Source organism: Streptomyces hokutonensis (genome assembly GCF_000376565.1).
GTDB classification, from domain to species: domain Bacteria; phylum Actinomycetota; class Actinomycetes; order Streptomycetales; family Streptomycetaceae; genus Streptomyces; species Streptomyces hokutonensis.
The window spans coordinates 109,819-122,925 of sequence record NZ_BARG01000018.1 but is presented as its reverse complement, the minus strand read 5'-3'; the positions used below and the strand labels follow the sequence as shown (position 1 = coordinate 122,925).

11 protein-coding genes are annotated in these 13,107 nt (G+C 70.6%); 5 read left to right on the top strand and 6 right to left on the bottom strand.

Annotation, left to right across the window (positions count from 1 at the left end; all coding sequences use genetic code 11):
* Position 1: 1 nt before the first annotated feature.
* Positions 2 to 871: an enoyl-CoA hydratase ChsH3 gene (gene chsH3, locus SSP08S_RS08735; protein WP_019067199.1), complete on the bottom strand. Its 870-nt coding sequence runs from the start codon at positions 869 to 871 to the stop codon at positions 2 to 4.
* A gap of 257 nt (positions 872 to 1,128) precedes the next feature.
* On the opposite strand from chsH3, the gene SSP08S_RS08730 reads away from it, so the two are divergent.
* The 3 genes from SSP08S_RS08730 to SSP08S_RS08720 all read left to right on the top strand — a co-directional run bounded on the left by SSP08S_RS08730 (position 1,129) and on the right by SSP08S_RS08720 (position 4,263).
* Positions 1,129 to 2,040, top strand: coding sequence for an ABC transporter ATP-binding protein (locus tag SSP08S_RS08730; protein ID WP_026178315.1), 912 nt, complete (start codon positions 1,129 to 1,131; stop codon positions 2,038 to 2,040).
* Positions 2,041 to 2,257: 217 nt separating this feature from the next.
* A complete protein-coding gene (locus SSP08S_RS08725; RefSeq protein ID WP_019067197.1) occupies positions 2,258 to 2,974 on the top strand; it encodes an ABC transporter permease in 717 nt (238 codons plus the stop codon).
* 17 nt (positions 2,975 to 2,991) lie between these two features.
* A complete protein-coding gene (locus SSP08S_RS08720; RefSeq protein ID WP_019067196.1) occupies positions 2,992 to 4,263 on the top strand; it encodes a sensor histidine kinase in 1,272 nt (423 codons plus the stop codon).
* Here the strand turns inward: SSP08S_RS08720 and SSP08S_RS08715 are convergent.
* Positions 4,241 to 5,803 (bottom strand): alpha-L-arabinofuranosidase B, encoded by a 1,563-nt coding sequence (locus tag SSP08S_RS08715; RefSeq protein WP_019067195.1) that lies wholly within the window; start codon positions 5,801 to 5,803, stop codon positions 4,241 to 4,243. The genes SSP08S_RS08720 and SSP08S_RS08715 overlap by 23 nt on opposite strands.
* Positions 5,804 to 6,111: 308 nt before the next feature.
* On the opposite strand from SSP08S_RS08715, the gene SSP08S_RS08710 reads away from it, so the two are divergent.
* Positions 6,112 to 6,744 carry a response regulator transcription factor gene (locus tag SSP08S_RS08710; RefSeq protein WP_019067194.1) on the top strand — a complete coding sequence of 211 codons (633 nt, stop codon included), beginning with the start codon at positions 6,112 to 6,114 and terminating at the stop codon, positions 6,742 to 6,744.
* 151 nt (positions 6,745 to 6,895) lie between these two features.
* On the opposite strand, the gene SSP08S_RS08705 is transcribed toward SSP08S_RS08710, so the two are convergent.
* From SSP08S_RS08705 to SSP08S_RS08690, 4 genes are all read right to left on the bottom strand, one after another.
* On the bottom strand, positions 6,896 to 7,699 hold the full coding sequence (locus SSP08S_RS08705) for a hypothetical protein (RefSeq protein ID WP_245607850.1): 804 nt from the start codon (positions 7,697 to 7,699) through the stop codon (positions 6,896 to 6,898).
* A gap of 26 nt (positions 7,700 to 7,725) precedes the next feature.
* On the bottom strand, positions 7,726 to 8,277 hold the full coding sequence (locus SSP08S_RS08700) for a SigE family RNA polymerase sigma factor (RefSeq protein WP_019067192.1): 552 nt from the start codon (positions 8,275 to 8,277) through the stop codon (positions 7,726 to 7,728).
* A gap of 51 nt (positions 8,278 to 8,328) precedes the next feature.
* On the bottom strand, positions 8,329 to 9,897 hold the full coding sequence (locus SSP08S_RS55020; protein WP_078532396.1) for an MFS transporter: 1,569 nt from the start codon (positions 9,895 to 9,897) through the stop codon (positions 8,329 to 8,331).
* 73 nt (positions 9,898 to 9,970) lie between these two features.
* Positions 9,971 to 11,161 (bottom strand): lipid-transfer protein, encoded by a 1,191-nt coding sequence (locus SSP08S_RS08690; protein ID WP_019067190.1) that lies wholly within the window; start codon positions 11,159 to 11,161, stop codon positions 9,971 to 9,973.
* Positions 11,162 to 11,344: 183 nt separating this feature from the next.
* Between SSP08S_RS08690 and SSP08S_RS08685 the strand changes: the two genes are divergently transcribed.
* Complete coding sequence (locus SSP08S_RS08685; RefSeq protein ID WP_019067189.1) at positions 11,345 to 13,078, top strand: MFS transporter; 1,734 nt, start codon at positions 11,345 to 11,347, stop codon at positions 13,076 to 13,078.
* Positions 13,079 to 13,107: the final 29 nt, after the last annotated feature.

Here is a 13,107-nt window from a genome sequence, read left to right as displayed (position 1 = left end):
TTCAGGAGTGTTCGACGATCGTGTCGGCGAGTACGGGCGCGTCGTCCCGCTGTACGGCGCTCACCGCGACCCGCACGGTGCCCGCGCCGGGCTCGCCCTGCCGCCACATGCGGATGCGCAGCGTCTCGCCGGGGAAGACGACTCCGGCGAACCGGGTGTCGTAGCCGCGCACCCGGGTCACATCTCCGTCGAGCAGGGTGTCGACGACGGCCTTGAGCGTCATGCCGTAGGTGCAGAGACCGTGCAGGATGGGCCGGTCGAACCCGGCGACCTTGGCGAACTCGGGGTCGGCGTGCAGCGGGTTCCAGTCGCCGGAGAGGCGGTACAGGAGGGCCTGGTCCTCGCGGATGTGCCGCTCGACCACCTTGTCGGGGGCGCCCGTCGGTGGTTCGAGGCGGGTGGAGGGCCCGCGGTCGCCACCCCATCCCCCCTCCCCCCGTACGAAGATCTGCGCGTCGTTGGTCCACAACGGGCCGTCGGCGTCGGCGACTTCGGTGCGCATGACGAGGACGGCCGCCTTGCCCTTGTCGTAGACGGCGGCGATACGGCCGGTGCTGGTCGCGGTGCCCCGGACCGGGATGGGCCGGTGCAGGCGCAGGGACTGGCCGCCGTGCAGGACGCGGGCGAGGTCGACCTCGATGCCGGGCATGGACAGGCCGCTGATCACGCCGGGCGATCCGTTGCCCGCGACGGTGGCGAAGCTCGGCAGGACGTGCAGCCGGGACTCCAGGGTGTAGCGCAGCTCGTCGGGGTCGGTCGCCGGGGTGCCCGCGCCGAGGCCGAGGTGGTAGAGCTGGACGTCCTTGGTGGTCCAGGAGATCTCGCCGGTCCGGGGTTCGGCCGCGAGGGCCAGGGCTGCGTCGATGGGCATGGGGCTCCTGATCGCCGGTGGTCGAAGACCTCGGTGCGGCCGTCCGCACCGTCGGCCGCACCGAGGTCGTCACGGGCCGACCTAGAACGCGTTCCAGTCCGGCGACCCTTGTATAGCCCAGCACCCGGCAGTTGTGAAGGCTCCTGACACTGTGTCAGGTCCGGGTGGCGCGGCCGGGGACCGGTGACATTTGTCCTGCCCGAGTCCGTACAAGCGCATCTGCCGGACAGGGGGTGCGAGTTCGTAGCGTCGTAGCCATGACACAGACAGGTGGGACAGAGCGCGCGGTGTCCTTCGCGGGGGCGGTCAAGACCTTCGGCGCGGTGCGTGCCGTCGACGGGGTGGACCTGGAGATCGGGCGCGGCGAGACGGTCGCGCTGCTCGGGCGCAACGGCGCGGGCAAGTCGACGGCGATCTCGCTGCTGCTCGGGCTGAACGCGCCCGACGCCGGAACGGTCGAACTCTTCGGCGCGGCACCCGAGTTGGCCGTACGCGGCGGCCTGGTCGGGGCCATGCTCCAGGAGGCGCGGGCGGTGCCCCGCGTCACCGTCGGTGAGCTGGTCGCGTTCGTCGCCCGGCGCTATCCGGCGCCGATGCCCGTCGCGCGGGCCCTGGAGCTGGCCGGGATCGGCGAGCTGGCCGGGCGGCGGGTGGACCGGCTGTCGGGCGGCCAGACGCAGCGGGTGCGGTTCGCCGTGGCGCTGGCGGGCAACCCCTCACTGATCGTCCTGGACGAGCCGACCGCCGCGCTGGACGTCGAGGCGCGGCACGCGTTCTGGCAGTCGATGCGGGGTTTCGCGCGGCGCGGCCACACGGTCCTGTTCTCCACGCACTACCTGGAGGAGGCCGACGCGCACGCCGACCGGATCGTCGTCATCGACCGCGGCCGGATCGTCGCCGACGGCACCGGCGAACAGCTCAAGCGCGCGGCCGGCGGCAGCCTCGTCTCCATCGACCTGGCGGGCCGCCCCACCGAGGGCCTCGACCGGCTGCCCGGCGTACGCACCCTCGAAGTCCGCGGCGACCGGGCCCTGTTGCGCACGGACGACTCCGACGCGACGGTACGCGCACTGGCGGACCTGGACGCGATCCACGGCCTGGAGGTCGCGCCGGCGTCGCTGGACGACGCGTTTCTGGCGCTGACGGCACGTGAGTTGGAGACGGTGTGATGGCCGACCGTCCGCGGTTCGCAGGTCGCCGGACCGTGCGTGACCCGGGCTCGGCGCCCGCCGGCGCGGTCACGATCCGCCGACTCACGGCCACCCAGGGATCCCCGAACACCGACTGCGCGGGCCGATCCCGAGACGTCCGCCGCCGCAGAGCCGCCCCCGGGTCCCGGCGCCACCTTTTCCCCGCCCGCACGTTCCCCGAGACGGAGACCGTCCGATGATCGACTACCTGCGCCTCGAAGTCCGCCGGACCCTGCGTGACATCGGCTTCGTGATCGGCGGTATCGCGATGCCCGTGATGATGTACCTGCTGTTCACCAACCTCGGTGGCGACGACAGCGGCTACAAGGCCACGGCGATGGTCGGCATGGCCGCCTACGGCGCCGTCGGCTCCGCGCTCAACACCGGTGGCGGGGTCGCCGAGGACCGGGCGATCGGCTGGCTGCGGCAGCTGCGGGTGACGCCGATGACCCCGCGCCAGGTCGTCATGGGCCGGGCGCTGACCGGTTCGGTGACCGTGCTGCCGGCGATCGTCGCCGTGCTCGCGGCGGGCGGTCTGGTCAACGGCGTACGGCTCGACGCCTGGCAGTGGGCGGTGATCGCGCTGCTGCTGTGGCTGGGCTCGGTCCCCTTCACCCTGCTCGGCCTCGGCAACGGCTACGGCCTCACCTCCCAGACCACCGGCGTCGCCAACATGGCCTGCAACCTGGGGCTCGCGGTGATCGGCGGCCTGTGGTTCCCGATCAGCCTGTTCCCCGGCTGGCTGCGCGCGATCTCGACGTACACCCCCACCAACCGCTTCGCCCAGCTCGGCACCTCCGTCGCCGACGGGCACGCCCCGGCACTCGGCGCGATCGTGGTGCTGACGGCCTGGCTGCTCGCGTTCGGTTCGTACGCTGTGCTGGCGTACCGCCGGACCGGGCGGACCGTGTGACCGGGGGAGCGGGAGAGATGTCCTGGATGCGAGGGATCAGGTGCCAGGTCCGCGCCTGGCGGGTGGCACGGGCCCGGTGGCGGGCCGACATGGCGGAGTTCAAGGTCGCGCAGAAGGAGGCGCGCAGGAAGGGCGAGTGGCCCGAGAACCCGGGCCCGCCGCCGACCGGCTTCTCGCTGCTGCCGTGGCTGCTGATGGGTCTGGGATCCTTCTCCAACCTCCTCCAGGGCAAGGCCGACAACCCCTGGATCGGCAGCCTGGGCCTGCTGACCTTCAACTCCCTCTACATCTATGTGGTGTTCCGCTCCTTCGTGAAGGAGAAGCGCGAGGCGGTCCCGACCCGGGTGGCGCTCGTCGTGATGGGCCTGGTCACCTGCGGCCTCGCCCTCGGCTACGGCGGCAGCTGGCTGTACTTCTTCCCGCTGCTCGGCCTCGCCACCGGCGCCGTCGTGCGGGGCCCGCGACTCGGCCAGGTCGGCCTCTCGCTCACCGCGCTCGCGGCGGCGGTCTCCGTCTACCGGGCGGGCTGGGACGCGATCAACGTCGCCTACGGCACCTTCCTGTCGACGATGGTGACCGCCGCGATCCTCTCCCTCTCCGAGGCCGTACGCGAACTGCGCGCCGCCCGCGAGGAGTTGGCCCGCCGAGCGGTGGCGGAGGAACGTATGCGCTTCTCCCGCGACCTGCACGACCTGCTCGGCCACACCCTCTCGGTGATCGTGGTGAAGTCGGAGGCGGCCCGGCGCCTCGCACCGCGTGACATGGAGGCCGCGCTCGGCCAGATCACCGACATCGAGGCCGTCGGCCGGCAGGCGCTCACCGAGATCCGCGAGGCCGTCACCGGCTACCGCGAAGGCAGCCTCGCCACCGAACTCGACCGCGCCCGCTCCGCGTTGTCCGCCGCCGACATCGACCCGGTGGTCCGCCAGTCGGGCCCGCCGCTGACCCCGGGGACCGAGGCCCTGCTCGGCTGGGTGGTCCGCGAAGCGGTCACCAACGTCGTACGGCACAGCGGCGCGACCCGCTGCGAGATCACCCTCGACGGCGTCCTGGACCGCGCCCGCCTGACCGTCGAGGACGACGGCGCCGGCGACTCCACGGGGTCCGGTGCCGCCGAGAGTGTCGGCGGCACCGGCCTGAAGGGCCTCACCGAACGCCTCGCGGCGGCGGGCGGCTCCCTGCGGGCCGGCCCGTCGCCGCGCGGCGGTTTCACGGTGACCGCCGAACTCCCGGTGGAGCAGACGGACTTGACATCGTCAATCGTGGCTACGGCGCCCAGGGAGCCGTGACCACCCAGCTCACGTCGTCCGTCCACGAGGTGGCGCTGTCGAAGGCGTTCGAGCCGCCGTCGCTCGCTATGTAGACGTTGTAGTTGTAGTGCCGGAGGTATCTGGTCGGGTAGTTGTACGACGCGAACGAGGTGCCCGTGCCGCTCTTGCCGGTCGACGCGCAGAACGTGGCGTCCTGTCTGAACTGCGTTGTCCCGACCATGGGTTGGCGGTAGAGCTGGTAGTTGTAGTGCCGCAGGAAGTCGCCGGGGTAGTTCCGCGACTCGAAGGAGTAGCAGGAACTGTCGGCCAGTCCCCGGCGGACGATCCAGGTGGCGTCGCCCTTGTCGAGCGTCGAACTGCTCGATGTGATGGCCGAGATGACCGCCGCGTTGTTCTGGTGGCGGATGTAGTCGGCCGTGCAGCACGAGGTGGTCGCCCGCAGCGAGATCTCCGAACCGGCCGCGAGCGTGCCGGTGGTACCGGTCGAGCCGCCGTAGCCGACGGACACGATGTTGGCCTGTACGGAGTTGTCGGCGGCGTCCGTCGGGATGCCGGCGGTCATGACGCCCTCGAAGAACGAGCCGATGGAGCCGTTGCTGTTGTCGCCGCCGGTGCCCAGGACGATCGCGCCCTCCTGGTGCATGGGCGAGTAACCGCTCGTGGTGGGCTCACCCCCGGAATAGGTGGTCGTGAGACTCCCCGACTGCGCGTTCCCGTATTTCAGCGCGAAATGGTCCTGACCGTTGTTTTTCAGCAAAGCGGTGACGAACGGTATCGCCCCGGTGCCGGTGTTCGCCGTGTTCTTGCTGTACCCGGAGTCCGACTGGAACAGCCCGTTCTCCAGGTCGGCCTGCACCCAGGGACCGCTGCCGTAGCAGGGCGCGAACCAGCACTCCGTGCCGAAGTTGATCGCGTCCATGTGCCCGTTGCCGGTGTCCTGGTTGTTGGTCTCGGCGTTGCCGTAGTCGAAGCAGCAACTGCCGTTGACGTGGGTGCCCGAGGTCACCATGTACATCCCCTCGGCGGCGCCGTTGGTGGCCACGCCCGAGGTGGAGTTGTCGCGGTAGCCCATCCCGGCCGAGATCTCCAGGCCGTAGACCTGGTGCCCGCCGACGGTCACCGGCAGGGCGTCCGCGGGCGACCCGACATCGGCGACGCCGGCCCCGCCCGCGCCCTCGATCGTGAGGTCGTTGTGGCGCGCGGACTGGTCGTAGATCTTGGTGATGATGCACGTCGTGCCGGAACAGAAGGAGTCCTGGGCCGCCGCGTTGGCGTATCCGCCGGCGGCGAGCAGCCCGATGTTCGCGGTGGCGCTGTCGGAGGCGCGCTGCACTTGGTACAGCGAGCCGTTGTACGACGAGTAGAGCGCCCGGACGAGGCTGTGCGCGGCGACGCACGGTGTCCCGGCGGTGGCGTAGATGTCGCACGGGAGGGAGGTGGCGGCCGACGCCTGCGGAACACCGACGGCCAGTGCGAGGACGGTCACGAGCGCCGACAGGGCGGCCAGGGTCGCGTTTCTCAGCCGGCGCGGCCGAGTGCGGAGGAGTCTCAAGAACACGGTGCACCTCTTTTTCTGTTCCTGGTAGGGCGGTGCGGGTGACCGACATCCGGAGGAGCGGGCGGGCGATCGATCGATTGGTTCGATATACCGGACGTCGTTCGATCGAAATGCCGAACCAATTCGCGATCGAAATGTCGAACTGTCGAAAGTTTTCCGAAAACGGCTCTGCTCGGGGAATTCCAGGATGTCGGCGGAATGCCGAGGCGATTGTTTGCCCGCAGCCGAAGACCGTCAAGACTCGCGGACGCGAACAATGAAGAGTTTTTGATAACCGCCCCGGGCCTTACCCTTGCCCCGTGGATGAGATGCCCCGGGACCACCGGCCCGCCAAGTCCGTCAGAGTGCTGCTCGCCGAGGACCAGGGCATGATGCGCGGCGCCCTCGCCCTGCTGCTCGGCATGGAGGCGGACCTGGAGGTCGTCGCCCAGGTCGGGAGGGGCGACGCGATCGTGGACGCCGCCCTGGTCCACCGTCCCGATGTCGCCCTCCTCGACATCGAGCTCCCCGGCATGAGCGGCCTGGACGCCGCCGCCGAACTCCGCGAACAGGCCCCCGACTGCCGGGTGTTGATCCTCACCACCTTCGGCCGCCCCGGCTATCTCCGCCGCGCGATGGAGGCGGGCGCGGCCGGCTTCCTCGTGAAGGACGGCCCGGTGGAGGACCTCGCCGCCGCGATCCGCCGCGTCCTCACCGGCGAAACGGTCATCGACCCGGCCCTCGCCGCCGCCGCCCTGAGCGCCGGCCCGAACCCGCTGACCGCCCGCGAATGCGACGTCCTCAATGCCTCGGTGGACGGCGCGACGGTCTCCGACATCGCCACGAAGCTCCACCTCTCCGAATCCACCGTCCGCAACTACCTCTCGTCGGCGATCGGCAAGACGGCCACGCGCAACCGCATGGAGGCGATGCGGGAGGCTCGGCAGCAGGGGTGGTTGTAGCGCGGATGCACCTCAAGGGACGGGCAGGAAAGGGCGAGCACGAATTGCCCGGACCGTCAGCCCCTACTACGGGAAGCGACCGAGCGAGCAGCCCAGGCCAGCGTGCTGCCGGCCGCTCCCTGGATCCGCCGCGGGAACGGCCGGACAGCTGCTACTTCGTCACCTCCGCCGACTCATAGCTCGTCCCCGCCGGAGCCACGCACACGAACCAGTTGGCGCCCGGATAGCCGTCCACCGAGCGGATCACCGGATCCTCGGTGTAGATGTCGTGGTTCGCGTTGATCTTGCCGGCCACCGTCGAGGTGCCGTCCTTCCAGTGGCAGGTCACGTGCTGCGCGGTCTTGGCGACCTCGCCGATCACCAGGCGCCCGGAGCTTTCGCCGCTCGTGCCCAGGCGGGTCGCGGCGGCTTCCATGTCCGTGCCCACCAGCGTGTCCTGCTTCGCCTCCGTGTTGAACATGACCTGCTGGGGGCGGGCATCGCCGTAGGCCCGGGTCACGAAGAAGGAGGTCTTGCCGATCAAGGCGGCGGCCTTGCGTCCGCCTGCGGGTTCGAGGCCCAGGTCGGTCATGGCGGCCAGCTGCTTGTCCGCCTCGGCCTTGTCGCGCGGTGCCCCCCACACCTCGATGGCGGCCCGCCACGGCTTGTCGCGGTAGGTGCCCATGGCCAACGCCGTCCGCTGCGGCTCGTACACGTGCCGCTCCTCCGGCGTCGAAGGCACCGTCGGCTTCTGGCTCACCGCCGGTGCCACCTCCACGCCGTTCCCGTCGCGCAGCGAAGCCAGGGCCAGGGTGCCCGACGTGCCCGTGATCACCAGGGCCGCGGCCGTGGCGAGTGCCCAGCGGCGGGCCCGGCGGCGGCGGCCGCCGCGGATCACCGCCTGGTAGGGGGCTATGCCGATCTCGACCCCGTCCGCCGCGTCGGCCAGCAGGAGGGCGATGTCTCTGTCCGTCATGGTGTGGTTCGTCTCCCGGTCCGCGTTCATCGCTTCGGCCCTCCCTGCGTCACCGTCTCGGCGAGTCCTGGTATGGCGCGGAGTTTCGCGATCCCCTTGGCCGCGTTGCTCTTCACCGCGCCGACGGAACAGCCCATCGCCTGTGCCGTCTGTGTCTCGGTGAGGTCCTCCCAGTACCGCAGCACCACCGCTTCCCGCTGCCTCGCGGGCAGTTGGGCCAGCGCCTTCAGCAGCGTGTTGCGGTCCTCGGCCTGGGCGATGCGGTCACCGGTGTCGGCGATCTCGCGCACCAGTCCCGAGTCGTCCTTCGGGGCGAGGAACTCCTTGAGCCGTCTGCGGTGTTTGCGTGCGTGGGCGTTGATCATCACGCGCCGTACGTACGCCTCGGGATCGTCCGCCGAGCCGACCTTGCGCCAGGCCACGAAGACCTGCTCCAACGTCGACTGGACCAGGTCCTCCGCGGCGTGCTGCTCCCCCGTGAGAAGAAATGCCGTCCGCATCAACCGCGGCCAGCGGCCGATGACGAAGCTCTGGAACTCGTCATCCCGAGTCCCCCGAGCCTCCTTGCGATCCCCCATGGGCACCTCCTAGATGTCTGAAGGAGTCCATGAGCCGCCCGGACCGTTGCCTCACTTCTCGAAACTCGTGGAAGTCGTACCCTCCGCGTTGGTGGAGGGCGCCCCCTCGGCGACCTTCGCGGCCACTGCCGGCCCGGCCCCCTTCCCCCACGGCAGCCACACCAGCATCAGCACCACCCCGCCGAGCAGCACCCCCGCCCCCGTGCGGAAGGCCAGCGCGTATCCCTCCGTCAGCGCCTCCGGCACACCGCCGTCGGGCCCCGGCGTACTGATCACACCGGCCGCGCCTCGCGTCCCGCCCACCCCCAGCGCGCTCGCCGTACGCGCCGCCGCGATCGTCGACATCACGGCGAGGCCCAGCGAACCCCCCATCGTGCGCGAGGTGTTGATCAAACCGGAGACGAGACCGGCCTCACCCGGCGCGGCCCCGGACGTGGCGAGCGCGGCGAGCGGGGTGGCGGTCAGGCCCGCGCCGAGCATCATCAGGATTCCGGGGAGCATGATCTCCGTCAGATAGTCCCCCCGCGCGGTCATCAGCGACTGCCAGCCGAAGCCGACCGCCGCGATCAGCGTCCCGAGGACGGCGACGTTGCGCGCGCCGAGGACCGGCATGAAGCGGGGCGCCGACTTGGAGCCGACGAGGACGGCCAGGGAGCTCGGCACCAGGGCGAGCCCGGCCTCCAGCGGGCTGTACCCGAGGACGTTCTGCGAGTACAGCGTCATGAAGAACCACATGCAGAACATCGCGGAGCCGCACAGGAACATCGCCGCGTTGGCCGACGACACCGCCCGCGACCGGAACAGCCCGAGCGGCATCAGCGGAGCCGCCGTACGGGCCTCGACGACCAGGAAGAGCGCGACCAGCGCGAGTCCGGCGGCCAGCGGGACCAGGGTCGCGGCGGCCGTCCACCCCTCGGCCTCGGTCTGCGAGATGCCGTAGGCCAGCATCCCGAGGCCCGCCGTGACCAGGACGGCGCCGGGCAGGTCGAGCCGTCGGCCGTCCCCGGCCCGGCTCTCCGGGAGCCAGCGCAGTGAGCTGAGCAGCACGACCGCGCCGACGGGCACGTTGATCAGCAGCACCCAGCGCCACGACAGCGTGTCCACGAGCACCCCGCCGACGAGTCCGCCGGCGGCCCCGCCGCCCGCGCCGACCGCGGTCCAGGTGGCGATGGCCCGGGCGCGGGCCGCGCCCTCCGGCACCGCCGAGGTGACGATCGTCAGCGTCGAGGGCGCCAGCACGGCGGCGCCGAGTCCCTGCGCGGCCCGGGCGAGGAGCAGTTGCCAGCCGTCCTGGGCGAGTCCGCCGGCCAGCGAGGCCAGCGTGAACAGGGCGAGCCCGACGAGGAACATCCGCTTGCGGCCGTAGAGGTCACCGGCGCGCCCGCCGAGCAGCATGAACCCCGCGAAGGCGATGGCGTACGCGTTGACCACCCACTGGAGCCCGGGCGCGCTCATGCCCAGGTCGGTCCGCATCGACGGCAGCGCCACGTTGACGACGGACACGTCGAGCACGACGAGGAACTGTCCGGCACACGCGAGCGCCACCACGAGCCAGGCGGGCGGCGGCGCGCCCCTGCTGAACAGGCGGGATATTCGGGAGGCACCATCGGCTCGGGACATGGTCGTCATACTCTCAACCGGTCCACGCCCCCGGCATCGGCATTTCGCCTCAGCCGTACCACCGCCGTAGGTCCTAAGCCGCCCGCAGCAGGGTGACCACCGCCGCCCCGCCCAGCCCGATGTTGTGCGCGAGCCCCACCTCGGCCCCCGGTACCTGCCGCTCCCCCGCCGTGCCCCTCAACTGCCACACCAGCTCGGCGACCTGGGCGATCCCGGTGGCGCCGAGCGGATGCCCCTTGGAGATCAGGCCGCCGGACGGGTTCACCACCCACCGCCCGCCGTACGTCGTGCCCCCGGACTCGACGAGTTTCCCGGACTCCCCGGGTTCGCACATGCCGAGGGCCTCGTACGTCAGCAGTTCGTTGATCGAGAAGCAGTCGTGGAGTTCTACGACGTCCACGTCCTCGATGCCGAGTCCGGACCGTTCGTAGACCTGGCGGGCGGCGGCCCGGGACATGGGCTGTCCGACGACGTCGACGCAGGAGCCGGAGGCGAAGGAGTCCTCGGTGTCGGTGGTCATCGCCTGGGCGACGATCTCGACGAGCCGGCCGGCCAACTGCCTTGACCGCGCGAAGCGTTCGGAGACGACGACCGCCGCCGCGGCCCCGTCCGAGGTCGGTGAGCACTGGAGTTTCGTCAGCGGGTGGTGGACGACCCGGGCCGCGAGGATGTCGTCGACGTCGTAGACGTCCTGGAACTGGGCGTTCGGGTTGTGCGCGGAGTGCCGGTGGTTCTTGGCGGCGACGGCGGCGAGCTGGGCCTCGGTCGTGCCGTACTTCTCCATGTGTTCGCGGGCCGCGTCGCCGAAGATCTGGGCGGTGGGCGGGGTCATCTCGAAGCCGTGCCGGGCGGCCATGATCCCGTAGTGGCGGGCCACGGGGGACGTGGCGAAGTCTCCGCCGTCGGTACCCCCGCCGAGCGCGCCGCGCTTCATCTTCTCGAAGCCCACCGCGAGCACACAGTCGGCGGCGCCGCCCTCGACGAGCTGGCGGGCGAGCATCAGGGCGGTCGAACCCGTGGCGCAGTTGTTGTTGACGTTGTAGACGGGGATGCCGGTGAGACCGAGTTCATAGACGGCGCGCTGGCCGGCGGTCGAGGGCTGGAAGCAGTAGCCGACAGGAACCTGTTCCACGTCGCCGTAGGAGATCCCGGCGTCCGCGAGGGCGGCGCTCCCGGCCTCCCGCACCATGTCCCAGTACTGCCACTCCCGGCTCTCCGGCTTCTCGAACTTCGTCATCCCGACGCCGGCGACATAGGCCTTCATGGCGGGCGAGATTAGAACACGTTCCAGTAAATGGCCAGGGGTGACGGAGGGTCAGATCTTCATGGGACGGTCAAGGATTCGTTAGTACGCCGAAGCATCGGAATAGTTGCCCATGCATACGAGGTTTACCGTGCACTTATCCCGCACGGATCACTCACCCTTACGGCCTGGAGGCCTCACTCCATGACGCACACGTCGACCGACCAGCCCGCACGGAGGCCGTCCGGCGCCATCGTGCCGGTGCTCGCCTTCGCGGGCATCGTTGTCGCGGTGATGCAGACCCTGCTCGTCCCGGTCATCAAGGACCTGCCGCAGCTGCTGAGCACCGAGCCCAGCAACGCCACCTGGGTCCTGACCTCGACGCTCCTCTCCGGAGCCGTCGCCACGCCGATCATGGGCCGCCTCGGCGACCTCTACGGCAAGCGGCGGATGCTGATCACCAGCCTGGCCATCATGGTGGTGGGCGCCCTCGTCAGCGCCCTCACCAGCGATCTCCTCACGATGATCGCGGGCCGTACGCTCCAGGGCTTCGCCATGGGCGCGATACCGCTGGGCATCGGCCTGATGCGCGACATGCTGCCCCGCGAGAAGCTCGGGTCGGCCATGGCCCTGATGAGCTCCTCGATCGGCGTCGGCGGCGGCCTCGCGCTGCCGCTCGCGGCCCTGGTCGCGCAGCACGCCGACTGGCACGCCCTCTTCTACGGCGCGGCCGGCCTCGGTGTCCTCGCCATCGTCCTCACCCTCCTCGTCGTACCGGAGTCCCCGATGCGCGCGGAGGGCACCTTCGACGTGCTCGGCGCGATCGGCCTCTCCGCCGGCCTCGTTCTCTTCCTCCTGCCCATCACCAAGGGCAGCGACTGGGGCTGGACCTCCGGCACCACGCTCGGCCTGTTCGCCGCGGCGGCCGTCGTCCTGCTCCTCTGGGGCGTGATGGAACTGCGCGTGAAGGCCCCGCTGGTCGACCTGCGCACCACGGCCCGCCCCGCGGTCCTCTTCACCAACCTCGCCTCGATCATGGTCGGCGTCTCCTTCTACGTCGTCTCCCTCGTCCTTCCCCAGCTGCTCCAGCTGCCGAAGGCCACCGGCTACGGTCTCGGCCAGTCGATGGTCACCGCCGGTCTGCTGGTCGCGCCGCTGGGCCTGACGATGATGTTCACGGCCCCCGTCTACGCCCGCCTCTCGGCGAAGTACGGTCCCAAGGTCACCCTGATCCTGGGCATGCTGATCATCGGCATCGGCTACGGCGCGGGCCTCGGCCTCATGAGCGCGGCCTGGCAGAGCCTGGTCATCGCGGTCGTCCTGGGCGCGGGCATCGGCCTCGCGTACTCCTCGCTGCCCGCGCTGATCGTGGGTGCGGTGCCGGCGTCGGAGACCGGTGCGGCGAACGGGCTCAACACCCTGATGCGGTCCATCGGTACGTCCGTCTCCAGCGCCGTGATCGGCATGGTGCTGGCCAACACCGCGAACCATGTGGGCGGGGTCGCGATCCCGACCATGCACGGCTTCCGTGTCTCCTTCATGATCGCGACGGGTGCGGTCGCCGTCGGTCTGCTGATGGCGCTGTTCCTCCCGAAGCCGAACCGGGCGCCGCAGTTGAACTTCAGCAGCGAGGAGGAGGCGAACCTGGAGCGCGCGGAGGAGATCCTGCGGGGCTTCCGGGGGCGGGTTCTGGGCGCCGACGGTTCGCCGGTCGCGCGGGCCAAGGTCACGCTGATCGACCGGCGGGGGCGGCAGGCCGGGGCTACGTTGTCCTCCGAGGACGGGAGTTATGTGCTCGCGGTGCCGTCTGAGGGAGCGTATGTGTTGGCTGCTCGGGCGGCGGGGCATGGGCCGTTGGCTTCGTCTGCGTCGCACGCGGGGGACGAGGTTGCAGTTGACCTGGATCTTTCGTTGCCCGGTGAGACTGTTAGCGCGTAATCGGTTTCGTCGTCTTGTGCGGGTGCGTG